Here is a 23,947-nt window from a genome sequence, read left to right on the forward strand (position 1 = left end):
GGACCGCCGCGTACGCGGAGAAGACGCGTACGCGGGGCATACCGGGGCGCGAGCACTGAGGAGCACCGTTGAGCAGGTTGCGCTGGCTGACCGCGGGGGAGTCCCACGGTCCCGCACTCGTCGCGACGCTGGAGGGACTGCCCGCCGGCGTGCCGATCACCACCGACATGGTGGCGGACCACCTGGCGAGGCGGCGGCTCGGCTACGGTCGCGGTGCGCGGATGAAGTTCGAGCGCGACGAGGTCACCTTCCTCGGCGGCGTCCGGCACGGTCTGACCATGGGCTCCCCGGTCGCCGTCATGGTCGGCAACACCGAGTGGCCCAAGTGGGAACAGGTCATGGCGGCCGACCCGGTGGACCCGGAGGTGCTGGCCGGCCTCGCGCGCAACGCCCCGCTGACCCGGCCGCGCCCCGGCCACGCGGACCTCGCCGGCATGCAGAAGTACGGCTTCGACGAGGCCCGGCCGATCCTGGAGCGCGCCTCCGCCCGTGAGACGGCGGCCCGCGTCGCGCTGGGCGCGGTGGCCCGCTCGTACCTGAAGGAGACGACCGGCGTCGAGATCGTCAGCCACGTCGTCGAGCTGGCCTCGGCGAAGGCGCCCCACGGCGTGTACCCGACGCCGGCCGACGTCGAGAGGCTGGACGCCGACCCGGTGCGCTGCCTGGACGCGGACGCGTCGGAGGCGATGGTCGCCGAGATCGACCAGGCCCACAAGGACGGCGACACCCTCGGCGGTGTCGTCGAGATCCTCGCCTACGGCGTGCCGGTGGGCCTCGGCTCGCACGTCCACTGGGACCGCAAGCTCGACGCGCGCCTCGCGGGCGCGCTCATGGGCATCCAGGCGATCAAGGGCGTCGAGATCGGCGACGGCTTCGAGCTGGCCCGCGTGCCCGGTTCCCAGGCGCACGACGAGATCGTGAGCACGCCCGACGGCATCCGCCGTGTCTCCGGCCGCTCCGGCGGCACCGAGGGCGGCCTCACCACCGGTGAGCTGCTGCGGGTGCGCGCCGCGATGAAGCCGATCGCAACCGTGCCGCGCGCGCTGAAGACCGTGGACGTCACCACAGGCGAGGCCGCGCAGGCCCACCACCAGCGCTCCGACGTGTCCGCCGTGCCGGCCGCCGGGATCGTCGCCGAGGCCATGGTGGCCCTGGTCCTCGCGGACGCGGTGGCGGAGAAGTTCGGCGGCGACAGCGTGGCCGAGACCCGCCGCAACGTGCGCTCCTACCTCGACAACCTGGCCATCCGATGAGCGCGCCGCTGATCGTCCTGGTCGGACCGATGGGGGTCGGCAAGTCCACCGTCGGGCAGCTGCTCGCCGAGAGGCTGGGCGCGGGTTACCGGGACACGGACGAGGACATCGTCACCGCCCAGGGGCGGGCCATCGCCGAGATCTTCGTGGACGAGGGCGAGGCCGCCTTCCGGACCCTGGAGAAGGAGGCCGTGCGCAGCGCGCTCGCCGAGCACGACGGCGTCCTCGCCCTCGGCGGCGGCGCGGTCCTGGACGCGGACACGCGTGCGCTGCTCGCCGGGCAGCGGGTCGTCTACCTCTCGATGGACGTCGAGGAAGCGGTCCGGCGCACCGGCCTGAACGTGGCGCGGCCGCTGCTGGCGGTCAACCCGCGCAAGCAGTGGCGCGAACTGATGGAAGCCCGCCGGCACCTCTACGAGGAGGTCGCCACGGCCGTCGTGGCCACGGACGGCCGCACCCCGGAAGAAGTCACCCAAGCCGCCCTGGACGCAGTGGAGTTGAAGGAAGTATGAGCGAGGCAGTCACCCGGATCCAGGTCGGCGGCACCGCCGGGTCCGACCCCTACGAGGTCCTGGTGGGCCGTCAGCTCCTGGGTGAGCTGGGCGGCCTGATCGGCGCCAGGGCGAAGCGGGTCGCGGTGATCCACCCCGAGGCGCTCGCCGAGACCGGTGACGCGCTGCGCGCCGACCTCGTCGAGCAGGGCTACGAGGCGATCGCCATCCAGGTGCCCAACGCCGAGGAGGCCAAGACCGCCGAGGTCGCCGCGTACTGCTGGAAGGCACTCGGCCAGTCCGGGTTCACGCGTACCGACGTCATCGTCGGCGTCGGCGGCGGTGCCAGCACCGACCTGGCCGGATTCGTGGCCGCGACCTGGCTGCGCGGGGTGCGCTGGATCGCCGTGCCCACCACCGTGCTGGCCATGGTGGACGCGGCCGTCGGCGGCAAGACCGGCATCAACACCGCCGAGGGCAAGAACCTCGTCGGCTCCTTCCACCCGCCCGCCGGCGTCCTGTGCGACCTGGCCGCCCTGGACTCGCTCCCGGTCAACGACTACGTCTCGGGCCTCGCCGAGGTCATCAAGGCCGGCTTCATCGCCGACCCCGCGATCCTCGACCTCATCGAGTCCGACCCCGAGGCCGCGCGCACCCCGGCCGGTCCGCACACCGCCGAGCTGATCGTGCGCTCCATCAAGGTCAAGGCGGAGGTCGTCTCCTCGGACCTCAAGGAGGCGGGCCTGCGGGAGATCCTGAACTACGGTCACACGCTCGGCCACGCCATCGAGAAGAACGAGCGCTACAAGTGGCGCCACGGCGCCGCCGTCTCCGTCGGCATGCACTTCGCCGCCGAACTGGGCCGCCTGGCCGGCCGGCTGGACGACGCCACCGCCGACCGCCACCGCAGCATCCTCGAGGCGGTCGGCCTCCCGCTGCACTACCGCTACGACCAGTGGCCCAAGCTGGTCGAGAACATGAAGGTCGACAAGAAGTCGCGCGGCGACCTGCTGCGCTTCATCGTCCTGGACGGTCTCGCCAAGCCCACCGTGCTGGAGGGCCCCGACCCGGCCGTCCTCCTCGCCGCCTACGGCGAGGTGGGTGAGTAGTACCCGGGTGTGCCCTTGCGCCCGATTCGCCCTGCCGGACGGGCACTTCGGACCGCCCCCGGCCGTTCACCAAACGACGGCCGGGGGCGGTACCGTTCGGTAGCAGGACGGCGGGCCCCCCTTCTCGCCGTCAGCGCCCATCGCCTGCACGAGACGGAGTGGCACCGGATGCAGTACCCAGTGGGTTCTCCGCTGCCGCCGCCCCACCAGCCGGGGCACGGACCGGCCATCGGCTGGTCCCCGGCCGCACACCACCCTGGCCCGCCCCAGGGACCCGCCCCCGTACCGCCTCCTGCGACGGGGTACCCCATGGCACCGCGGCAGGCCCCGGCCCCGCACCCGGCCCCCGGCCCGGCCCCGCATCGGCCGGCCTCCGCCTCGGGACCGCACCAGCAGGCTCCCGCCCCGGGACCGCACCAGCCGGCTCCCGCCCCGCCCCCGCCGGACACCACCGGCCATGTGCCGTTGCCCCCCGGCGGCCCGGTGGCCGTGCCCAGCGTGCCCCCCGCCACGGCCGCCGCGCCCGACCCCACCACGACCACCCTCGCGGTGCTGCTCATCGGCCCCGCGGGCGCCGGAAAGACGAGCATCGCCAAGTACTGGGCGGACCACCGCCGGGTCCCGACCGCGCACATCAGCCTCGACGACGTCCGCGAATGGGTCCGCTCCGGCTTCGCCGACCCGCAGACCGGGTGGAACGAGCACTCGGAGGCGCAGTACCGCCTCGCCCGCCGCACCTGCGGCTTCTCCGCGCGCAACTTCCTCGCCAACGGCATCTCCTGCATCCTCGACGACGCGGTCTTCCCGGACCGCCCGGTCGTCGGCCTCGGCGGCTGGAAGCGGCACGTCGGACCCGGCCTGCTCCCGGTCGTGCTCCTGCCGGGCCTGGACATCGTCCTGGAGCGCAACGCCGAACGCAGCGGCAACCGGCGCCTCACCGACGAGGAAGTCGCCCGCATCCACGGCCGCATGGCCGGCTGGTACGGCTCCGGCCTCCCCATCATCGACAACTCCCAACTGGACATCCCGGAAACCGCCCAGCTCCTCGACGAGGTCCTCTCCCGCTCGATAGCCAGCCCGCCCAGCTGGTAAGAAATGGGGGACTGCGCCTACCCAAGGGGCGCGGGGAACTGCGCGACAAGCCCCCACCGGCGGTCAGACGCCCCACAACATCAAACCCCACCCCCATTGGCGCACCCGGCGTCCTCCGCCCCCGCCCACTCGGCCCACCCAAGCGGCGCACCCCCGGCGGAGCCCATACGCTCGGCTCATGTCAGAGGTCTACGCGGCCCGCCGGACGCGCCTACGGGAACGCTGCAACGCGGGCGGCAGCGCGGCGGCGCTCGTCTCCCGGCCCGCCAACGTGCGCTATCTCGCCGGCGCCGCCCCGCACGGCGCCGTGCTGCTGCTCGGCAGGACCGAGGACCTGTTGGTCTGCTCGGGCCCGCCGGACGACCGGCCCACGCAGGGCCGCCCCGACGAGTCGCTGCCGGTGCGCACGTTGCCCGGACCCGGCGGCGATCCTGCCGTCACGGCCACCGGCCTCGCCGCGGACCAGGGCGCCGAGTCCCTCGCCACCGAGGACCACCACCTCACCGTGGTCCGGCACCGAGCCATGTGTTCGGTCGCCCCCGGGCTGCGCCTGACCGACCTCGGTCAGGCCGTCGAGCAGCTCCGGGTGGTCAAGGACGAGGAGGAGATCTCCTGCCTGCGCATCGGCGCCGAGATCGCCGACCAGGCCCTCGGCGAGCTCCTGGAGTCCATCCTGGTCGGCCGCACCGAGCGGCATCTCGCCCTGGAGCTGGAACGCCGCCTCGTCGACCACGGCGCCGACGGACCCGCCTTCCCCACCTCCGTCGGCACCGGCCCGAACTCGGGGCGCCGCGGCCACCGGCCCACCGACCGGAGAGTGGAGGAGGGCGACTTCCTCTCCGTGTGCCTGGGCGCGACGTACCGCGGTTACCGCTGCGAGATCGGCCGTACGTTCGTCATCGGCACCTCGCCGGCCGACTGGCAGATCGAGTTGTACGACCTCGTCTTCTCCGCTCAGCGCGCCGGACGTGAGGCCCTCGCACCCGGTGCCGCCTGCCGTGATGTGGACCGCGCCGCCCGCCAGGCACTGGACTCGGCGGGGTACGCGGAGAACCTTCCGGCCCTCACCGGTCACGGTGTCGGACTCGAAATCGACGAGGACCCGCAGTTGGCCCCCGCGGCCATGGGTAAACTGGACGCTTGTGTGCCGGTCACCGTCGAACCGGGGGTCCACCTCCCGGGCCGGGGCGGGGTCCGGATCGATGACACGCTCGTCGTGCGCCCCGAGGCGGACGGCGGACCCGAGCTACTCACCATCACGACCAAGGAGCTGCTCGCGCTCTAGCCTCGCGCTGTGCGCGCAACCCCGAGGTCGTCCACGTCAGTCCAGTCCAGGAGATTCCCAAACCGTGGCTTCCACGAACGACCTCAAGAACGGCCTGGTGCTCAAGCTCGAAGGCGGCCAGCTCTGGTCCGTCGTCGAGTTCCAGCACGTCAAGCCCGGCAAGGGCCCGGCCTTCGTGCGCACCAAGCTCAAGAACGTGCTCTCCGGCAAGACCGTCGACAAGACCTTCAACGCCGGGGTCAAGGTCGAGACGGCCACTGTCGACAAGCGTGACATGCAGTTCTCGTACATGGACGGCGAGTACTTCGTGTTCATGGACATGCAGACCTACGACCAGCTGCACATCGACCGCAAGGTCGTCGGTGACGCCGCCAACTTCCTCGTCGAGGGCTTTGAGGCCACCGTCGCGCAGCACGAGGGCGAGGTCCTCTTCGTCGAGCTGCCGGCCGCCGTCGAGCTGACCATCCAGGAGACCGAGCCCGGCGTCCAGGGCGACCGCTCCACCGGCGGCACCAAGCCCGCCATCCTGGAGACCGGTCACCAGATCAGCGTCCCGCTCTTCATCACCACCGGTGAGAAGATCAAGGTCGACACCCGTACGAGCGACTACCTCGGCCGGGTGAACAGCTAACCGTGGCTGCTCGCAACACGGCCCGCAAGCGCGCCTTCCAGATCCTCTTCGAGGGCGATCAGCGCGGCGCCGACGTCCTGACGGTGCTCGCCGACTGGGTCCGGCACTCCCGGTCCGACACCCGGCAGCCGCCGGTGAGCGAGTACACGATGGAGCTGGTAGAGGGCTACGCCGGGCGCGCGGAGCGCATCGACGAGCTGATCGCCCAGTACTCGGTCGACTGGACGCTCGACCGGATGCCGGTCGTCGACCGCAACATCCTGCGCCTGGGCGCGTACGAGCTGATCTGGGTCGACGAGACCCCGGACGCCGTCGTCCTGGACGAGATGGTGCAGCTGGCGAAGGAGTTCTCCACGGACGACTCGCCCGCGTTCGTCAACGGCCTGCTCGGCCGGCTGAAGGACCTGAAGTCCTCGCTGCGCCGCGACTAGCTCCGCAGGCGCCGCACCCGATGCACGAAACCGCCGGGGTGGCCGGAACCGAATGGTTCCGGCCACCCCGGCGGCACGTTTCTGCTGAGGCGGTCGAGGCTCAGAGCTCCTCGTGGGACGCCACCGCGCGACGCGCGTCCGCGTCGAGGACGCCCCAGCTGATCAGCTGCTCGGTGAGGACCGAGGGCGACTGGTCGTAGATGACGGCGAGCGTGCGCAGGTCGTCCTGGCGGATCGAGAGCACCTTGCCGTTGTAGTCACCGCGCTGCGACTGGATCGTGGCCGCGTAGCGCTGGAGCGGGCCCGCCTTCTCGGCCGGCACGGTGGCCAGCCGCTCCAGGTCCAGGACCAGCTTCGGCGGCGGCTCGGCGGCACCGCCCGGGGTGGTGCCCGGCAGCAGCTCCTGTACGGGAACGCCGTAGAAGTCCGCCAGCTCGGCGAGGCGCTGCACGGTCACGGCACGGTCGCCGCGCTCGTACGAGCCGACCACGACGGCCTTCCAGCGGCCCTGGGACTTCTCCTCGACACCGTGGAGGGAAAGGCCCTGCTGGGTGCGGATGGCCCGGAGCTTGGCCCCGAGCTGTTTGGCGTATTCGCTGGACATATGGCTCCCCGGACAAGGTGTCGACGCGGCAGGCTCTGTTGTCGGCCGCGCGGCTGGTAACTCACTGTGAGGTTACGCAGCGTTACTCTGCTGCGTCAAGCCGAATGGTCCGCACCGACTCTTCCGTGGTATTCGCCTTCCGTTGCTCCGAACGGGTGGCCAGGGTGCGGCAGAAGGGTGACGGGGGAGTGTCAGGGCGGGCCACCGGACCGGTTCTGTGGGCCTGGTACCGTAGGTGGCGCAAATCCGACGTCCTTTAAGGTCCGTCCCGTGAGGCGGAGAAGGGGGTCCGTTTCGTATGGACAAGCAGCAGGACAAGCAGCAGGAAAAGCAGAGCGACCGGCAGCCGGTCGCGCAGTCCGAGGCCCGGCCCGTTCTGGAAGGGCCCGACATCGCGCGGGTGCTCACCCGCATCGCCCACGAGATCGTCGAACGCGCCAAGGGTGCCGACGACGTGGTGCTCCTCGGCATCCCGACCCGCGGCGTCTTCCTCGCCCGGCGGCTCGCCGACAAGCTGGAGCAGATCACCGAGCGCAAGATGCCGGTCGGCTCGCTCGACATCACCATGTACCGCGACGACCTGCGCATGCACCCGCCGCGCGCCCTCGCCCGCACCGAGATCCCCGGTGACGGCATCGACGGCCGCCTCGTCGTCCTCGTCGACGACGTGCTCTTCTCCGGCCGCACCATCCGCGCCGCCCTCGACGCGCTGAACGACATCGGCCGCCCGCGCGCGGTGCAGCTCGCCGTCCTCGTCGACCGCGGTCACCGCGAACTGCCCATCCGCGCCGACTACGTCGGCAAGAACCTCCCGACGTCGCTGCGGGAGACGGTCAAGGTCCAGCTCGCCGAGGAGGACGGTCGCGACACCGTGCTGCTCGGCGCCAAGCCGGACGCCCCGGGCGCCCACCCGTAACACCCCGCGTACGCGCAACCCGTGCCGTACGTCCGCTCGGCGCGCCCCCGCACGCGCCCGGCCGCCCGAATTATCCCGCTCTTCCGCATGAATCGCCTTACGGAGCCTGACAGATGCAGCGTCATCTCATCTCGGCCGCCGACCTCACCCGCGACGACGCCGTCCTGATCCTCGACACCGCCGAGGAGATGGCCCGGGTCGCGGACCGGCCGATCAAGAAACTGCCCACCCTGCGCGGCCGTACCGTCGTCAACCTCTTCTTCGAGGACTCCACCCGGACCCGGATCTCCTTCGAGGCCGCCGAGAAGCGGCTGTCCGCGGACGTCATCAACTTCACCGCCAAGGGCTCCAGCGTCTCCAAGGGCGAGTCCCTCAAGGACACCGCCCAGACCCTGGAGGCCATGGGCGTCGACGCCGTCGTCATCCGGCACAGTGCCTCCGGCGCCCCCTACCGGCTGGCCACCTCCGGCTGGATCGACGCCCACGTCATCAACGCGGGCGACGGCACCCACCAGCACCCCACCCAGGCCCTCCTGGACGCCTTCACCATGCGCCGCCGCCTGGTCGGCCCCGACGCCGGCCTCGGCAAGGATCTCGACGGCCGCCGCGTCACCCTGGTCGGCGACATCCTGCACAGCCGCGTCGCCCGCTCCAACGTCGACCTGCTGCACACCCTCGGCGCCGAGGTCACCCTCGTCGCCCCGCCCACCCTGCTGCCGGTCGGCGTCGAGACCTGGCCCTGCGAGGTCTCCTACGACCTCGACTCGACCCTGACCAAGTCCGACGCGGTGATGCTGCTGCGCGTGCAGCGCGAGCGCATGAACGCCGCCTTCTTCCCCACCGAGCGCGAGTACTCCCGCCGCTACGGCCTCGACGGCGACCGCATGGCGAAGATGCCCGACCACGCCATCGTGATGCACCCCGGCCCGATGGTCCGCGGTATGGAGATCACCGCCGAGGTCGCCGACTCCGACCGCTGCACCGTCGTCGAGCAGGTCACCAACGGCGTCTCCATCCGGATGGCCGTCCTCTACCTGCTGCTCGGCGGCAACGAACCCGCCGTCACCCACGCCCGACCCACCGAGGAGAAGTAAGAAGATGAGCAAGACCCTGATCCGCGGTGCGAAGGTGCTCGGCGGCGAGCCGCAGGACGTACTGATCGACGGCACGACGATCGCCGAGGTGGGGACCGGCCTGTCCGCCGAGGGCGCCGAGGTGATCGAGGCCGACGGCAAGGTGCTGCTGCCCGGCCTGGTCGACCTCCACACCCACCTGCGCGAGCCCGGCCGCGAGGACTCCGAGACCGTCCTGACCGGCACCCGCGCGGCGGCGAGCGGCGGCTACACCAACGTCTTCGCCATGGCCAACACCTTCCCGGTCGCCGACACCGCCGGCGTCGTCGAGCAGGTCTGGCGGCTCGGCCAGGAGTCCGGCTACTGCGACGTGCAGCCCATCGGCGCCGTCACCGTCGGCCTGGAGGGCGCCAAGCTCGCCGAGCTGGGCGCCATGCACGAGTCCGCGGCCGGCGTCACCGTCTTCTCCGACGACGGCAAGTGCGTCCACGACGCCGTGATCATGCGCCGCGCCCTGGAGTACGTGAAGGCCTTCAACGGCGTCGTCGCCCAGCACGCCCAGGAGCCCCGGCTGACCGAGGGCGCCCAGATGAACGAGGGCGTCGTCTCCGCCGAGCTGGGCCTCGGCGGCTGGCCCGCCGTCGCCGAGGAGTCGGTCATCGCCCGGGACGTGCTGCTCGCCGAGCACGTGGGCTCCCGCGTCCACATCTGCCACCTGTCGACCGCGGGCTCCGTCGAGATCGTCCGCTGGGCCAAGTCCCGCGGCATCGACGTCACCGCCGAGGTCACCCCGCACCACCTGCTCCTCACCGACGAGCTGGTCCGGTCGTACAACCCGGTCTACAAGGTCAACCCGCCGCTGCGCACCGAGCGTGACGTCATGGCCCTGCGCGAGGCGCTCGCCGACGGCACGATCGACATCGTCGCCACCGACCACGCCCCGCACCCGCACGAGGACAAGGACTGCGAGTGGGCCGCCGCCGCCATGGGCATGGTGGGCCTGGAGACCGCGCTGTCGGTCGTCCAGGAGACCATGGTGGACACGGGCCTGCTGGACTGGGCCGGCGTCGCCGACCGTATGTCCTTCAAGCCCGCGCAGATCGGACAGGCCACCGGACACGGCCGTCCCGTCTCGGCTGGTGAGCCCGCCAACCTCACTCTCGTCGACGCGGCATACCGTGGCCAGGTGGACCCCGCGGGCTTCGCCTCGCGCAGCCGCAACACCCCGTACGAGGGTCGTGAGCTGCCGGGCCGTGTGACGCACACGTGGCTGCGGGGCAAGGCCACGCTCGTCGACGGGAAGCTCACGTGACATCTGTAGCACCGGTAATCCTGCTGGCCGCCGAGAAGGAATCGGCGGAAGTGACCGACTGGGCCGCCCGCGTCGGCTGGGTCGTCGGCCTCGGCCTGTTCGTCGCGCTCGTCTACTGGCTGATGCGCGAGGGCTGGAAGTGGCGCGGCACGCTCCAGAGCGACCTGCCCGCCCTCCCCACCGCGCCGGACGAGCCGGGCCGGGCCAGACTGACGATGAGCGGCCGCTACCACGGCTCCACCACCGCCGGACAGTGGCTGGACCGCATCGTCGCGCACGGCCTGGGCACCCGCAGCCGGGTCGAGCTCACGCTGACGGACGCGGGACTGGACGTCGTACGCCCCGGCGCCGCCGACTTCTTCGTCCCCGTCGCCGCGCTGCGCGAGGCCCGGCTCGACAAGGGCATCGCGGGCAAGGTCCTCACCGAGGGCGGCCTGCTGGTCGTCACCTGGGCCCACGGCGACAAGCTGATCGACTCCGGCTTCCGCTCCGACCAGGCGGCCGAGCACAACGAGTGGGTCGAAACCCTGAACGACATGATCAACAAGACGGAAACGGAAGGCGCACGATGACGACCTCCACCAGGGGAGCCGACCGGACTCCCGCCGTACTCGTCCTGGAGGACGGCCGGATCTTCCGCGGCCGTGCCTACGGGGCCGTGGGGGCCACCTTCGGCGAAGCCGTGTTCTCCACCGGCATGACCGGCTACCAGGAGACCCTCACCGACCCGTCGTACCACCGCCAGGTCGTCGTGATGACCGCCCCGCACGTCGGGAACACCGGGATCAACGACGAGGACATGGAGTCCAAGAAGATCTGGGTCTCCGGCTACGTCGTGCGCGACCCCGCGCGCGTGCCCTCCAACTGGCGCTCGACGCGTTCCCTCGACGAGGAGCTGGCCGCCCAGGGCGTCGTCGGCATCTCCGGCATCGACACCCGCGCCCTCACCCGGCACCTGCGCGAGCGCGGCGCCATGCGCGTCGGCATCTTCTCCGGCAACGCGCTGCCCGACGAGGGCACCATGCTCGCCGAGGTCCGCCAGGCCCCCGAGATGAGCGGCGCCGACCTGTCCGCCGAGGTCGCCACCACCGAGGCGTACGTCGTCCCGGCGATCGGCGAGAAGAAGTTCACCGTCGCCGCGATCGACCTCGGCATCAAGGGCATGACCCCGCACCGCATGGCCGAGCGCGGCATCGAGGTGCACGTGCTGCCCGCCACGGCCACCGTCGACGACGTCTACGCCGCCGGCCCCGACGGCGTGTTCTTCTCCAACGGCCCCGGCGACCCCGCCACCGCCGACCACCCGGTCTCCGTGATGCAGGGCGTCCTGGAGCGCGGCACCCCGCTCTTCGGCATCTGCTTCGGCAACCAGATCCTGGGCCGCGCCCTCGGCTTCGGCACCTTCAAGCTGAAGTACGGCCACCGTGGCATCAACCAGCCCGTGCAGGACCGTACGACCGGCAAGGTCGAGGTCACCGCGCACAACCACGGCTTCGCCGTCGACGCCCCGCTCGACAAGGTCTCCCACACCCCCTACGGCCGCGCCGAGGTCTCCCACGTCTGCCTCAACGACAACGTGGTGGAGGGTCTCCAGCTCCTCGACAAGCCGGCCTTCAGCGTCCAGTACCACCCCGAAGCGGCGGCCGGCCCGCACGACGCCGCCTACCTGTTCGACCGCTTCGTTTCCCTGATGGAGGGCCAGCGTGCCTAAGCGCACCGATATCCAGTCCGTCCTGGTCATCGGCTCCGGCCCGATCGTCATCGGCCAGGCCGCCGAGTTCGACTACTCCGGCACCCAGGCGTGCCGCGTGCTCAAGGCCGAGGGCCTGCGCGTCGTCCTGGTGAACTCCAACCCGGCGACGATCATGACCGACCCGGAGATCGCCGACGCCACCTACGTCGAGCCGATCACCCCCGAGTTCGTCGAGAAGATCATCGCCAAGGAGCGCCCCGACGCGCTGCTGCCCACCCTGGGCGGCCAGACGGCCCTCAACACCGCCATCTCCCTGCACGGAAACGGCGTCCTGGAGAAGTACGGCGTCGAACTGATCGGCGCCAACGTCGAGGCCATCAACAAGGGCGAGGACCGCGACCTGTTCAAGGAGGTCGTCGAGGAGGTCCGCAAGAAGATCGGCCACGGCGAGTCCGCCCGGTCCTACATCTGCCACTCCATGGACGACGTCCTCAAGGGCGTCGAGGAGCTCGGCGGCTACCCCGTCGTCGTCCGCCCCTCCTTCACCATGGGCGGCGCCGGCTCCGGCTTCGCGCACGACGAGGAGGAGCTGCGCCGCATCGCCGGACAGGGCCTCACCCTCTCGCCGACCACCGAGGTGCTCCTGGAGGAGTCCATCCTCGGCTGGAAGGAGTACGAGCTGGAGCTGATGCGCGACAAGAACGACAACGTCGTGGTCGTCTGCTCCATCGAGAACTTCGACCCCATGGGCGTCCACACCGGCGACTCGATCACCGTCGCGCCCGCGATGACCCTGACCGACCGCGAGTACCAGGTGCTGCGCGACGTCGGCATCGCCATCATCCGCGAGGTCGGCGTCGACACCGGCGGCTGCAACATCCAGTTCGCGGTGAACCCCGAGGACGGCCGGGTCATCGTGATCGAGATGAACCCGCGCGTGTCGCGCTCCTCCGCGCTGGCCTCCAAGGCGACCGGCTTCCCCATCGCCAAGATCGCCGCCAAGCTCGCCGTCGGCTACACCCTCGACGAGATCCCGAACGACATCACGCGGGAGACCCCGGCCTCCTTCGAGCCGACCCTCGACTACGTGGTCGTCAAGGCGCCGCGCTTCGCCTTCGAGAAGTTCCCGAGCGCCGACTCCACGCTGACCACGACCATGAAGTCGGTCGGCGAGGCCATGGCCATCGGCCGCAACTTCACCGAGGCCTTCCAGAAGGCGCTGCGCTCGCTCGAGAAGAAGGGCAGCCAGTTCACCTTCGTCGGCGAGCCCGGCGACAAGCTGGAGCTGTTGCGGCAGGCCGTGAGGCCCACCGACGGCCGGATCAACGCCGTCATGCAGGCCATCCGCGCGGGCGCCACCCAGGAGGAGGTCTTCGACGCCACGAAGATCGACCCCTGGTTCGTCGACCAGCTCTTCCTCATCAAGGAGATCGCCGACGAGATCGCCGAGAGCCGCGAGCTGACCGCCGACCTGCTCACCGAGGCCAAGCGGCACGGCTTCTCCGACCAGCAGATCGCCGAGATCAGCGGCCTGGGCGAGGACGTGGTCCGCCAGGTGAGGCACGCGCTCGGCGTCCGCCCGGTCTACAAGACGGTCGACACCTGCGCCGCCGAGTTCGCCGCGAGGACGCCGTACTTCTACTCCTCCTACGACGAGGAGAGCGAGGTCGCGCCCCGCGAGAAGCCCGCGGTGATCATCCTGGGCTCCGGTCCCAACCGCATCGGCCAGGGCATCGAGTTCGACTACTCCTGCGTCCACGCCTCCTTCGCGCTGTCCGACGCCGGGTACGAGACCGTGATGGTCAACTGCAACCCCGAGACCGTCTCCACCGACTACGACACCTCCGACCGGCTCTACTTCGAGCCGCTCACCCTGGAGGACGTCCTGGAGATCGTCCACGCCGAGCAGCAGGCCGGACCGGTCGCGGGCGTCGTCGTCCAGCTCGGCGGGCAGACCCCGCTCGGACTGTCGCAGGCCCTGAAGGACAACGGCGTGCCGATCGTCGGCACCTCCCCGGAGGCCATCCACGCCGCCGAGGACCGCGGCGCCTTCGGACGGGTCCTCGCCGAGGCCGGGCTCCCGGCCCCCAAGCACGGCACCGCCACCACCTTCGGCGAGGCCAAGGCCATCGCCGACGAGATCGGCTACCCGGTCCTGGTGCGGCCCTCCTACGTCCTCGGCGGACGCGGCATGGAGATCGTCTACGACGAGACCCGGCTGGAGGCGTACATCGCCGAGTCGACCGAGATCAGCCCGTCCCGGCCGGTCCTGGTCGACCGCTTCCTGGACGACGCGATCGAGATCGACGTCGACGCCCTGTACGACGGCGAGGAGCTGTACCTCGGCGGCGTCATGGAGCACATCGAGGAGGCCGGCATCCACTCCGGCGACTCGGCGTGCGCCCTGCCCCCCATCACGCTCGGCGGCTTCGACATCAAGCGGCTGCGCGCCTCGACCGAGGGCATCGCCAAGGGCGTCGGCGTGCGCGGCCTGATCAACATCCAGTTCGCGCTGGCCGGGGACATCCTCTACGTCCTGGAGGCCAACCCGCGCGCCTCGCGCACCGTCCCCTTCACCTCGAAGGCGACCGCGGTGCCGCTGGCCAAGGCCGCCGCCCGCATCTCCCTGGGCGCCACCATCGCCGAGCTGCGCGCCGAGGGCCTGCTCCCGGCGAACGGCGACGGCGGCACGCTGCCGCTGGACGCGCCGATCTCCGTCAAGGAGGCCGTGATGCCGTGGTCCCGCTTCCGGGACATCCACGGCCGCGGCGTCGACACGGTCCTCGGCCCGGAGATGCGCTCCACGGGTGAGGTCATGGGCATCGACTCCGTCTTCGGCACGGCGTACGCCAAGTCGCAGGCGGGCGCGTACGGCCCGCTGCCCACCAAGGGCCGCGCCTTCATCTCGGTCGCCAACCGCGACAAGCGCTCGATGATCTTCCCGGCGCGCGAGCTGGTCGCCCACGGCTTCGAGCTGATGGCCACCTCCGGCACCGCCGAGGTCCTCAAGCGCAACGGCATCAACGCCACCGTCGTGCGCAAGCAGTCCGAGGGCACCGGCCCGAACGGCGAGAAGACCATCGTCCAGCTCATCCACGACGGCGAGGTCGACCTCATCGTCAACACTCCCTACGGCACCGGCGGCCGCCTCGACGGCTACGACATCCGTACGGCGGCCGTGGCCCGCTCCGTACCCTGCCTGACGACGGTCCAGGCGCTGGCGGCGGCGGTGCAGGGCATCGACGCCCTCAACCACGGCGACGTGGGAGTGCGCTCGCTCCAGGAACACGCCGAATTCCTGACCGCGGCCCGCGACTAGCAGCCCCGAGGGGGACACCGGAAACGGTGTCCCCCTCTTCATGAGCCCCAGCGCACCACAGAGGCCTCACGAGGACACATGTACAAGATCTTCTTCAAGCTCGTCTTCTCCCGCATGGACCCGGAGCGGGCCCACCACCTCGCCTTCCGCTGGATCCGCCTGGCCGTCCGCGTCCCCGTCCTGCGCACCTTCGTCGCCGCCGCGCTCGCGCCCCGGTACAAGGAGCTGCGCACCGAGGCCCTGGGTCTGCGCATGCACGGCCCGTTCGGGCTCGCCGCCGGCTTCGACAAGAACGCCGTCGCGATCGACGGCATGGCGATGCTGGGCTTCGACCACGTCGAGATCGGCACCGTCACCGGCGAGCCCCAGCCCGGCAACCCCAAGAAGCGGCTGTTCCGCCTGGTGGCCGACCGGGCGCTGATCAACCGCATGGGCTTCAACAACGACGGCTCGCTGGCCGTCGCGGCCCGTCTGGCCTCCCGCACGCCCGTCTTCCGCACCGTCGTCGGCGTCAACATCGGCAAGACGAAGGTCGTCCCCGAGGAGGAGGCCGTCGGCGACTACGTGAAGTCCGCCGAGCGGCTGGCCCCGCACGCCGACTACCTGGTCGTCAACGTCTCCTCGCCCAACACACCCGGCCTGCGCAACCTCCAGGCCACTGAGGCGCTGCGCCCGCTGCTGAGCGGGGTCCGCGAGGCCGCCGACCGCGCGGTGACCGCACGGCGCGTCCCGCTGCTGGTCAAGATCGCGCCGGACCTCGCCGACGCGGACGTGGACGCGGTCGCCGACCTGGCCGTGGAGCTGGGCCTGGACGGCATCATCGCCACCAACACCACCATCGCGCGCGAAGGCCTCGGCCTGACCTCCTCGCCCGCCCTCGTCGGGGAGACCGGCGGTCTGTCCGGCGCCCCCCTCGAGGCGCGCTCCCTGGAGGTGCTGCGCCGCCTCTACGCGCGTGTGGGCGACCGGATCACCCTGGTCGGCGTCGGCGGCGTCGAGACCGCCGAGGACGCCTGGGAGCGCATCCTGGCCGGTGCCACGCTGGTCCAGGGCTACAGCGCGTTCATCTACGAGGGTCCCTTCTGGGGCCGCGCCATCCACAAGGGGCTCGCCGCCCGCCTGCGGCAGAGCCCGTACGCCACCCTCGCCGACGCGGTCGGCGCCGACGTGAGGAAGAACGCATGACGGTACTCGAGCCCTTCGGTGCCCGGCTGCGCCGCGCGATGGACGAGCGCGGTCCCCTGTGCGTCGGCATCGACCCGCATGCCTCCCTGCTCGCCGGGTGGGGCCTGAACGACGACGTGGCCGGTCTGGAGCGCTTCAGCCACACCGTCGTGGAGGCGGTGGCCGACCGGGTCGCCGTGCTCAAGCCGCAGAGCGCCTTCTTCGAGCGGTTCGGTTCGCGTGGCGTCGCCGTGCTGGAGAAGTCGGTCCAGGAGGCGCGGGCAGCCGGTGCGCTGGTCGTGATGGACGCCAAGCGCGGCGACATCGGCTCGACCATGGCCGCGTACGCCGAGTCGTTCCTGCACAAGGACGCGCCGCTGTTCTCGGACGCGCTGACCGTCTCCCCGTACCTCGGCTACGGCTCCCTGAAGCCGGCCGTCGACCTGGCCCGCGAGAGCGGCGCGGGCCTGTTCGTGCTGGCGCTGACCTCCAACCCGGAGGGCGGCGAGGTCCAGCACGCGGTGCGGGGCGACGGGCGCAGCGTCGGGGCGACGATGCTGGCGCACCTGGCCGCCGAGAACGCGGGGGAGGAGCCGCTGGGCTCCTTCGGCGCGGTGGTCGGTGCCACGCTCGGCGACCTGTCCTCGTACGATCTCGGCATCAACGGTCCGCTGCTGGCGCCGGGCATCGGCGCCCAGGGGGCCGCGGCCGCGGACCTGCCGCGCGTGTTCGGCGCGGCGGTGCGCAACGTGGTGCCGAACGTCAGCCGGGGTGTCCTTCGTCACGGTCCCGACGTGGCCGCGTTGCGGAGGGCCGCCGACCGTTTCGCGGCGGAGATCCGGACCGCGGTCACGGCGTCCTGACTCTGGATACATCCTCAAATCAGAGGGAGTATGTCCTAAATGTCCGGCCTGACGGAGGCTGACCAGGACTTTTCCGCTGTTCTCGCTGACTCTGGCGGACTTGACCGCTAGTCTCCGTCGAGAGTCAACGGGCAAGCGTGTTGCTCGTGGCTCACCAGGTGAGGGGCGACTAGGTTCCTCACCGGTCCGTATCCGACAGTTCGACATCCGAGGTGACGTAGGCGTGGCTCTTCCGCCCCTTACCCCTGAACAGCGCGCAGCCGCGCTCGAAAAGGCCGCCGCGGCTCGCCGGGAGCGGGCCGAGGTCAAGAATCGACTCAAGCACTCCGGCGCCTCCCTCCACGAGGTCATCAAGCAGGGTCAGGAGAACGACGTCATCGGCAAGATGAAGGTCTCCGCCCTCCTCGAGTCCCTGCCGGGCGTGGGCAAAGTCCGCGCCAAGCAGATCATGGAGCGACTGGGCATCTCCGAGAGCCGCCGCGTGCGCGGTCTCGGGTCCAACCAGATCGCGTCCCTGGAGCGCGAGTTCGGCAGCACCGGCAGCTGAGTCCGGACCACTCCGGGATTGCTGGAATAATCGCTGCATGGCTGCAACACCCCGGGGGACGTCCCCCGTACCCCCGGACGCACGTCCGCGGCTGACCGTGCTCTCCGGCCCCTCGGGGGTCGGCAAGAGCACGGTCGTCGCCCATATGCGCAAGGAACACCCCGAGGTATGGCTGTCGGTCTCGGCGACGACCCGCAGGCCCCGCCCCGGCGAGCAGCACGGTGTCCACTACTTCTTCGTCAGCGACGAGGAGATGGACAAGCTGATCGCCAACGGCGAGCTGCTGGAGTGGGCCGAGTTCGCCGGCAACCGCTACGGCACGCCGCGTACCGCCGTGCTGGAGCGCCTGGAGGCCGGTGAGCCGGTCCTTCTGGAGATCGACCTGCAGGGAGCGCGGCAGGTCCGCGAGTCCATGCCCGAGGCCCAGCTGGTGTTCCTGGCCCCGCCCTCCTGGGACGAGCTGGTGCGCAGGCTCACCGGCCGGGGCACCGAACCGCCGGAGGTGATCGAGCGCCGCCTCGCCGCGGCCAAGGTCGAGCTGGCGGCCGAGCCGGAGTTCGACCAGACCCTGGTGAACACCTCCGTCGAGGACGTGGCGCGCGAGCTGCTAGCCTTGACGAACGTCGTGTGATCGCCACTGGTCACCCTGCGATCATCCTGACTGAATCTTTCCCATCCATCGGAAGGTAGAGCGTGTCCTCTTCCATCTCCGCGCCCGAGGGCATCATCAACCCGCCGATCGACGAGCTCCTCGAGGCCACGGACTCGAAGTACAGCCTCGTGATCTACGCGGCCAAGCGGGCCCGCCAGATCAACGCGTACTACTCGCAGCTCGGCGAGGGCCTCCTCGAGTACGTCGGTCCGCTCGTCGACACCCACGTCCACGAGAAGCCGCTCTCGATCGCCCTGCGCGAGATCAACGCGGGGCTGCTGACCTCCGAGGCCATCGAGGGCCCGGCGCAGTAATACCGGCAGTATCGGCGGTACTATCTTCAGCCTTGCGCTGACTTTTCCACAGGCCCGGCAGCCCGACTGTCGGGCCTGTGGTGTGTGATGGGTCGTACGCGCCGTCCGAGCGCGTTATCCGAGCCGGGGAGAGACGGTGGACAAGCCGAAGGTCGTTCTGGGGGTCAGTGGCGGCATCGCCGCGTACAAGGCCTGTGAGCTGCTGCGCAGACTCACCGAGTCGGGGCACGAGGTCCGCGTCGTCCCCACCGCCTCCGCACTGCACTTCGTCGGCGCCGCCACCTGGTCCGCCCTGTCCGGCAACCCCGTGTCGACCGAGGTCTGGGACGACGTCCACGAGGTCCCGCACGTGCGTATCGGCCAGCACGCCGACCTCGTCGTCGTCGCCCCGGCCACCGCCGACATGCTCGCCAAGGCGGCCCACGGCCTGGCCGACGACCTGCTCACCAACACCCTGCTCACGGCCCGCTGCCCGGTCGTCTTCGCCCCCGCCATGCACACCGAGATGTGGGAGCACCCGGCCACCCAGGAGAACGTGGCGACGCTGCGCCGCCGCGGCGCCGTAGTGATCGAACCCGCCGTCGGCCGCCTCACCGGCGTCGACACGGGCAAGGGCAGGCTGCCCGACCCGGGCGAGATCTTCGAGGTCTGCCGCCGGGTCCTCGCCCGCGGTGTGCGCGAGCCCGATCTCGCCGGACGGCACGTGGTCGTCAGCGCCGGCGGCACCCGGGAGCCGCTCGACCCGGTCCGCTTCCTCGGCAACCGCTCCTCCGGCAAGCAGGGCTACGCCCTCGCCCGTACCGCGGCTGCCCGCGGCGCCCGCGTCACGCTCGTCGCGGCGAACGCGTCGATGCCGGACCCGGCCGGCGTGGACGTGGTGCCGGTCGGCACGGCGGTGGAGCTGCGCGAGGCGATGCTGCGCGCCGCGGCGGACGCCGACGCCGTCGTCATGGCCGCGGCGGTGGCGGACTTCCGGCCCGCGACGTACGCCACCGGGAAGATCAAGAAGAAGGACGGCCAGGAGCCCGAACCGATCGCCCTGGTGCGCAATCCGGACGTCCTCGCGGAGATCTCCGGCACCCGGGCCCGCTCCGGGCAGGTGGTCGTCGGCTTCGCCGCGGAGACCGACGACGTCCTGGCCAACGGGCGGGCCAAGCTGAAGCGCAAGGGCTGCGACCTCCTCGTGGTGAACGAGGTGGGGGAGCGCAAGACCTTCGGTTCCGAGGAGAACGAGGCGGTGGTCCTGGGCGCCGACGGCAGCGAGACGGCGGTCGCCCACGGCCCGAAGGAAGCCCTGGCCGAAACGGTCTGGGACCTCGTCGCCCGGCGATTGGAATGAATGACCCATTGGCTCGAAGCGGCCTCGAAGACGACTCGTTCCGGCGTGGCGCCCCTGGCCAAGGGTGCTTCCTTCCGGGCAGAATGCCCGTGCCGCAGGTCACAGCCCTCCCGAGAGCTGAGACGGGTGGGCCCGCGGCAGAGTGCGACCGATAAACTGTTCTCGGACGTCGCCGGGTGCAGCTCCCCGTGCCGTCCACAAATGATCAGCCAGCAGCCGCTGCAACCCCAGGGAGCGTTGTGTCCCGTCGCCTGTTCACCTCGGAGTCCGTGACCGAAGGTCACCCCGACAAGATCGCTGACCAGATCAGCGACACGATTCTCGACGCGCTTCTGCGTGAGGACCCGACCTCCCGGGTCGCCGTCGAAACCCTGATCACCACCGGTCTGGTGCACGTGGCCGGCGAGGTCACCACCAAGGCCTACGCGGACATCGCCAACCTGGTCCGCGGAAAGATCCTGGAGATCGGCTACGACTCCTCCAAGAAGGGCTTCGACGGAGCCTCCTGCGGCGTCTCGGTCTCCATCGGCGCCCAGTCCCCGGACATCGCGCAGGGTGTCGACACGGCGTACGAGAGCCGGGTCGGGGGTACCGCCGCAGGCGACGACACCGACGAGCTGGACCGGCAGGGCGCCGGCGACCAGGGACTGATGTTCGGCTACGCGTCCGACGAGACGCCGACGCTGATGCCGCTTCCGGTCTTCCTGGCGCACCGCCTGTCCAAGCGCCTGTCCGAGGTCCGCAAGAACGGCACGATCCCCTACCTGCGCCCGGACGGCAAGACCCAGGTCACCATCGAGTACGACGGCGACAAGGCGGTCCGCCTGGACACCGTCGTCGTCTCCTCCCAGCACGCGAGCGACATCGACCTCGAGTCGCTGCTGGCGCCGGACATCAAGGAGTTCGTCGTCGAGCCGGAGCTGAAGGCGCTCCTCGAGGACGGCATCAAGATCGACACGGAGAAGTACCGTCTCCTGGTCAACCCGACCGGCCGTTTCGAGATCGGCGGTCCGATGGGCGACGCCGGTCTGACCGGCCGCAAGATCATCATCGACACCTACGGCGGCATGGCCCGCCACGGCGGTGGCGCCTTCTCCGGCAAGGACCCGTCGAAGGTGGACCGCTCCGCGGCGTACGCGATGCGCTGGGTCGCCAAGAACGTCGTGGCGGCGGGCCTCGCCGCGCGCTGCGAGGTCCAGGTCGCCTACGCCATCGGCAAGGCCGAGCCGGTCGGCCTGTTCGTGGAGACCTTCGGCACCGCCAAGGTCGACACCGAGAAGATCGAGAAGGCGATCGACGAGGTCTTCGACCTGCGCCCGGCCGCCATCATCCGCGACCTCGACCTGCTCCGCCCGATCTACGCCCAGACCGCGGCGTACGGCCACTTCGGCCGCGAGCTGCCCGACTTCACCTGGGAGCGCACCGACCGCGTGGACGCGCTGCGCGAGGCCGCGGGTCTGTAAGGATCCGCGGCGCCGTCGCGCCCGACGGCACTGACGAGGCCCGGTGTCCCCGATGGGGGCGCCGGGCCTCCTCACACGGACCCGACCCCGGCCGCGTTGTCAGTGGGCTTTGCGAGAATGCAGGCGTGAGCAGCGAGAACGGACCGGAGCAGGACGGCGCGCAGGACGCGCCGCCCGAGCAGCTCGCGCTCATCCGGGAGACGGTGCGCGGGGCGAGGACCCCGCGCGCCAAGCCGCGCACCTGGCGCGGGGCAGCGCTCGCCAAGGAACTGCCGGTCGCCAGGGTCCTGGTCGACAAGGGCGTGCTCCACCTCGACCGGTACTTCGACTACGCCGTGCCCGAGGAGCTGGACGCCGAGGCCCAGCCCGGTGTGCGGGTGCGGGTGCGCTTCGGCGCCGGACGGCACCGGGTGAGGGACGGGCGGCGCGAGGGCGGCGGGCTCATCGACGGTTTCCTCGTCGAGCGGCTCGCCGAGTCCGACTACGCGGGGCCCCTGGCGGCACTGGCCCAGGTCGTCTCGCCCGAGCGGATCCTCGACGAGGAGCTGCTGGGCCTCGTCCGTGCGGTCGCCGACCGGTACGCGGGCAGCGTCGCGGACGTCCTCCAGCTCGCCGTGCCGCCGCGCAACGCGCGCGCCGAAAAACGGGCCTCCCCGCAGCAGCTGCCCGCACCGCCGGTGCCCGAGCCGGGGTCGTGGACACGGTACGAGCAGGGGGCCGCGTTCGTGGCGGCCCTCGCGTCCGGTGGGGCGCCGCGCGCGGTGTGGAACACGTTGCCCGGTCCGCAGTGGACCGAGGAACTCGCGCGGGCCGTGGCGGCGACGCTGGCCTCCGGCCGGGGCGCCCTCGTCGTCCTGCCGGACGGGCGGGCGGTCGCCCGCGCCGACGCCGCGCTCGCCGCGCTCCTGGGCGAGGGACGGCACGCGGTGCTCACCGCCGACGCCGGTCCCGAGAAGCGGTACGCGCAGTGGCTCGCGGTGCGCCGAGGCGCCGTACGGGCCGTGATCGGGACCAGGGCCGCCATGTTCGCACCGGTGCGGGACCTCGGCCTGGTCGCCCTGTGGGACGACGGCGACGACAGCCACAGCGAGCCGCACGCGCCGCAGCCGCACGCGCGCGAGGTACTGCTGCTGCGCGCCGCCCAGGACCGGTGCGCCTTCCTGCTGGGTGGCTGGAGCTGCACCGTGGAGGCCGCCCAGCTCGTGGAGACCGGCTGGGCCCGGCCCCTGGTCGCCGCCCGCGAGCAGGTGCGGGGCGCCGCCCCGCTGGTGCGGACCGTGGGGGACCAGGACCTGGCCCGCGACGAGGCCGCCCGCGCCGCGCGCCTGCCCACCCTCGCCTGGCAGGCCGTCAGGGACGGCCTTCGGCACGGACCGGTGCTCGTGCAGGTGCCCCGGCGGGGTTACGTACCGCGGATGGCCTGCGCGGCGTGCCGGACGCCCGCGCGGTGCCGGCACTGCGCGGGGCCGCTGGAGGGGCAGGAGTCCGCCTCCGCCCTGCGGTGCGGCTGGTGCGGGCGCGAGGAGGGCGCCTGGCACTGCCCGGAGTGCGGGGCCTTCCGGCTGCGCGCGCAGGTCGTGGGCGCCCGGCGCACCGCGGAGGAGCTGGGGCGGGCCTTCCCGGCCGTGCCGGTGCGCACCTCCGGGCGCGAGCATGTGCTGGACACCGTGTCCGGGGCCCCCGCACTGATCGTGAGCACCCCGGGGGCCGAGCCCGTCGCCGAGGGCGGCTACGCGGCGGCGCTGCTGCTCGACGGCTGGGCGATGCTCGGCCGGCCCGATCTCCGCGCCGGCGAGGACGCGCTGCGTCGCTGGCTGGCCGCCGCCGCGCTGGTGCGCCCGCAGAGCGCCGGGGGCACGGTCGTCGCGGTCGCCGAGCCGACGCTGCGGCCGGTGCAGGCGCTGGTGCGCTGGGACCCGGTCGGACACGCGCTGCGTGAGCTGGCCGAACGGGCCGAGCTGGGCTTCCCGCCGGTGTCGCGGATGGCGGCCGTGGCGGGGCCACCGGAGGCGGTGACCGGTTTCCTCGGCGCGGTCGAACTGCCGCGGGAGGCGGAGGTGCTCGGCCCGGTGCCGCTGCCGGTCACGGCGGCGGGGCGGCCGCGGCGGGTGGGCGCGCCGCCGCCCGGGGAACACTGGGAGCGGGCATTGGTCCGGGTGCCGCCGGGTCGCGGGGCGGCGCTGGCCGGTGCGCTGAAGGCCGCTCAGGCGGCGCGGACGGCACGGGGCAGCGACACGGCGGTGTGGGTGCGGATCGATCCGCCCGACATCGGGTGAGTGGGCGCCCAGTGTCCGCCCAGTGCCCGCCCAGTGCCCGCCCAGTGCCCGTAGGGGGCGGACACGCCGAGGCCCCGCCTCGCCGGAGGGGCGTCGGGAGGACGGGGGCCAGTGTGACGT

22 protein-coding genes are annotated in these 23,947 nt (G+C 71.7%); 21 read left to right on the forward strand and 1 reads right to left on the reverse strand.

The genetic code is table 11. The features are described from left to right. The first annotated feature begins 68 nt into the window (after positions 1-68). The 7 genes from aroC (at position 69) to nusB (ending at position 6,292) form a co-directional block, all read left to right on the forward strand. Positions 69-1,253 (forward strand): chorismate synthase, encoded by a 1,185-nt coding sequence (gene aroC / locus ABS735_RS10730; RefSeq protein ID WP_373906325.1) that lies wholly within the window; start codon positions 69-71, stop codon positions 1,251-1,253. After that, on the forward strand, positions 1,250-1,765 hold the full coding sequence (locus tag ABS735_RS10735; RefSeq protein WP_373906324.1) for a shikimate kinase: 516 nt from the start codon (positions 1,250-1,252) through the stop codon (positions 1,763-1,765). Before aroC ends, ABS735_RS10735 begins: the two co-directional genes overlap by 4 nt. Then, positions 1,762-2,853, forward strand: coding sequence for a 3-dehydroquinate synthase (gene aroB / locus ABS735_RS10740; RefSeq protein WP_373906323.1), 1,092 nt, complete (start codon positions 1,762-1,764; stop codon positions 2,851-2,853). The genes ABS735_RS10735 and aroB overlap by 4 nt, the downstream gene beginning before the upstream one ends. 168 nt (positions 2,854-3,021) lie before the next feature. Then, the gene (locus ABS735_RS10745) at positions 3,022-3,945 is read left to right on the forward strand and encodes a Pro-rich N-terminal domain-containing protein (RefSeq protein WP_373906322.1); all 924 of its coding nucleotides are present in this window, start codon (positions 3,022-3,024) and stop codon (positions 3,943-3,945) included. A gap of 178 nt (positions 3,946-4,123) precedes the next feature. Continuing rightward, a complete protein-coding gene (locus ABS735_RS10750) occupies positions 4,124-5,230 on the forward strand; it encodes an aminopeptidase P family protein (protein WP_373906321.1) in 1,107 nt (368 codons plus the stop codon). Between the two features lie 64 nt (positions 5,231-5,294). Then, on the forward strand, positions 5,295-5,861 hold the full coding sequence (efp, locus tag ABS735_RS10755; protein WP_373906320.1) for an elongation factor P: 567 nt from the start codon (positions 5,295-5,297) through the stop codon (positions 5,859-5,861). A gap of 2 nt (positions 5,862-5,863) precedes the next feature. Beyond that, complete coding sequence (gene nusB / locus ABS735_RS10760; protein ID WP_373906319.1) at positions 5,864-6,292, forward strand: transcription antitermination factor NusB; 429 nt, start codon at positions 5,864-5,866, stop codon at positions 6,290-6,292. 100 nt (positions 6,293-6,392) lie between these two features. Here the strand turns inward: nusB and bldD are convergent, their stop codons facing one another. After that, the gene (gene bldD / locus ABS735_RS10765; RefSeq protein WP_007447547.1) at positions 6,393-6,896 is read right to left on the reverse strand and encodes a transcriptional regulator BldD; all 504 of its coding nucleotides are present in this window, start codon (positions 6,894-6,896) and stop codon (positions 6,393-6,395) included. A gap of 298 nt (positions 6,897-7,194) precedes the next feature. Here bldD and pyrR point away from each other — a divergent pair, with 298 nt between their 5' ends. From pyrR to ABS735_RS10835, 14 genes are all read left to right on the forward strand, one after another. Further along, positions 7,195-7,812: a bifunctional pyr operon transcriptional regulator/uracil phosphoribosyltransferase PyrR gene (pyrR, locus tag ABS735_RS10770; protein WP_373906318.1), complete on the forward strand. Its 618-nt coding sequence runs from the start codon at positions 7,195-7,197 to the stop codon at positions 7,810-7,812. A gap of 113 nt (positions 7,813-7,925) precedes the next feature. Then, positions 7,926-8,906: an aspartate carbamoyltransferase catalytic subunit gene (locus tag ABS735_RS10775; protein WP_373906317.1), complete on the forward strand. Its 981-nt coding sequence runs from the start codon at positions 7,926-7,928 to the stop codon at positions 8,904-8,906. 4 nt (positions 8,907-8,910) lie between these two features. Further along, positions 8,911-10,197, forward strand: a complete 1,287-nt coding sequence (locus ABS735_RS10780; protein WP_373906316.1) for a dihydroorotase — start codon at positions 8,911-8,913, stop codon at positions 10,195-10,197. Further along, complete coding sequence (locus tag ABS735_RS10785) at positions 10,194-10,769, forward strand: PH-like domain-containing protein (RefSeq protein ID WP_373906315.1); 576 nt, start codon at positions 10,194-10,196, stop codon at positions 10,767-10,769. The genes ABS735_RS10780 and ABS735_RS10785 overlap by 4 nt, the downstream gene beginning before the upstream one ends. Further along, positions 10,766-11,908 (forward strand): glutamine-hydrolyzing carbamoyl-phosphate synthase small subunit, encoded by a 1,143-nt coding sequence (carA, locus tag ABS735_RS10790; protein WP_373906314.1) that lies wholly within the window; start codon positions 10,766-10,768, stop codon positions 11,906-11,908. Before ABS735_RS10785 ends, carA begins: the two co-directional genes overlap by 4 nt. Then, the gene (gene carB, locus ABS735_RS10795; RefSeq protein WP_373906313.1) at positions 11,901-15,209 is read left to right on the forward strand and encodes a carbamoyl-phosphate synthase large subunit; all 3,309 of its coding nucleotides are present in this window, start codon (positions 11,901-11,903) and stop codon (positions 15,207-15,209) included. The genes carA and carB overlap by 8 nt, the downstream gene beginning before the upstream one ends. Positions 15,210-15,287: 78 nt before the next feature. Beyond that, on the forward strand, positions 15,288-16,394 hold the full coding sequence (locus ABS735_RS10800) for a quinone-dependent dihydroorotate dehydrogenase (protein WP_373906312.1): 1,107 nt from the start codon (positions 15,288-15,290) through the stop codon (positions 16,392-16,394). Beyond that, a complete protein-coding gene (gene pyrF / locus ABS735_RS10805) occupies positions 16,391-17,236 on the forward strand; it encodes an orotidine-5'-phosphate decarboxylase (protein WP_373906311.1) in 846 nt (281 codons plus the stop codon). Before ABS735_RS10800 ends, pyrF begins: the two co-directional genes overlap by 4 nt. Before the next feature lie 223 nt (positions 17,237-17,459). Then, on the forward strand, positions 17,460-17,783 hold the full coding sequence (locus ABS735_RS10810) for an integration host factor (protein ID WP_003977346.1): 324 nt from the start codon (positions 17,460-17,462) through the stop codon (positions 17,781-17,783). A 37-nt stretch (positions 17,784-17,820) separates the two neighbouring features. Then, the gene (gmk, locus tag ABS735_RS10815; RefSeq protein WP_373906310.1) at positions 17,821-18,414 is read left to right on the forward strand and encodes a guanylate kinase; all 594 of its coding nucleotides are present in this window, start codon (positions 17,821-17,823) and stop codon (positions 18,412-18,414) included. 62 nt (positions 18,415-18,476) lie between these two features. Then, on the forward strand, positions 18,477-18,749 hold the full coding sequence (rpoZ, locus tag ABS735_RS10820) for a DNA-directed RNA polymerase subunit omega (protein WP_003977348.1): 273 nt from the start codon (positions 18,477-18,479) through the stop codon (positions 18,747-18,749). A gap of 136 nt (positions 18,750-18,885) precedes the next feature. Continuing rightward, positions 18,886-20,088: a bifunctional phosphopantothenoylcysteine decarboxylase/phosphopantothenate--cysteine ligase CoaBC gene (gene coaBC / locus ABS735_RS10825; protein WP_373906309.1), complete on the forward strand. Its 1,203-nt coding sequence runs from the start codon at positions 18,886-18,888 to the stop codon at positions 20,086-20,088. Positions 20,089-20,327: 239 nt separating this feature from the next. Then, positions 20,328-21,551 carry a methionine adenosyltransferase gene (gene metK / locus ABS735_RS10830; RefSeq protein WP_373906308.1) on the forward strand — a complete coding sequence of 408 codons (1,224 nt, stop codon included), beginning with the start codon at positions 20,328-20,330 and terminating at the stop codon, positions 21,549-21,551. Positions 21,552-21,676: 125 nt separating this feature from the next. Further along, a complete protein-coding gene (locus ABS735_RS10835) occupies positions 21,677-23,827 on the forward strand; it encodes a primosomal protein N' (protein WP_373906307.1) in 2,151 nt (716 codons plus the stop codon). The last annotated feature ends 120 nt before the right edge of the window (positions 23,828-23,947 follow it).

The sequence above is a fragment of the Streptomyces sp. MMCC 100 genome (genome assembly GCF_041538145.2).
In the GTDB taxonomy this organism is placed as follows: domain Bacteria; phylum Actinomycetota; class Actinomycetes; order Streptomycetales; family Streptomycetaceae; genus Streptomyces.

Bases quoted from the DNA above. Each gene is read 5' to 3' on its own strand.
- ABS735_RS10735 (WP_373906324.1), top strand. From the start codon at position 1,250: ATGAGCGCGCCGCTGATCGTCCTGGTCGGACCGATGGGGGTCGGCAAG.
- aroB (WP_373906323.1), top strand. From the start codon at position 1,762: ATGAGCGAGGCAGTCACCCGGATCCAGGTCGGCGGCACCGCCGGGTCC.
- ABS735_RS10745 (WP_373906322.1), top strand. From the start codon at position 3,022: ATGCAGTACCCAGTGGGTTCTCCGCTGCCGCCGCCCCACCAGCCGGGG.
- ABS735_RS10750 (WP_373906321.1), top strand. From the start codon at position 4,124: ATGTCAGAGGTCTACGCGGCCCGCCGGACGCGCCTACGGGAACGCTGC.
- bldD (WP_007447547.1), bottom strand. From the start codon at position 6,896: ATGTCCAGCGAATACGCCAAACAGCTCGGGGCCAAGCTCCGGGCCATC.
- pyrR (WP_373906318.1), top strand. From the start codon at position 7,195: ATGGACAAGCAGCAGGACAAGCAGCAGGAAAAGCAGAGCGACCGGCAG.
- ABS735_RS10775 (WP_373906317.1), top strand. From the start codon at position 7,926: ATGCAGCGTCATCTCATCTCGGCCGCCGACCTCACCCGCGACGACGCC.
- ABS735_RS10780 (WP_373906316.1), top strand. From the start codon at position 8,911: ATGAGCAAGACCCTGATCCGCGGTGCGAAGGTGCTCGGCGGCGAGCCG.
- carA (WP_373906314.1), top strand. From the start codon at position 10,766: ATGACGACCTCCACCAGGGGAGCCGACCGGACTCCCGCCGTACTCGTC.
- ABS735_RS10800 (WP_373906312.1), top strand. From the start codon at position 15,288: ATGTACAAGATCTTCTTCAAGCTCGTCTTCTCCCGCATGGACCCGGAG.
- pyrF (WP_373906311.1), top strand. From the start codon at position 16,391: ATGACGGTACTCGAGCCCTTCGGTGCCCGGCTGCGCCGCGCGATGGAC.
- gmk (WP_373906310.1), top strand. From the start codon at position 17,821: ATGGCTGCAACACCCCGGGGGACGTCCCCCGTACCCCCGGACGCACGT.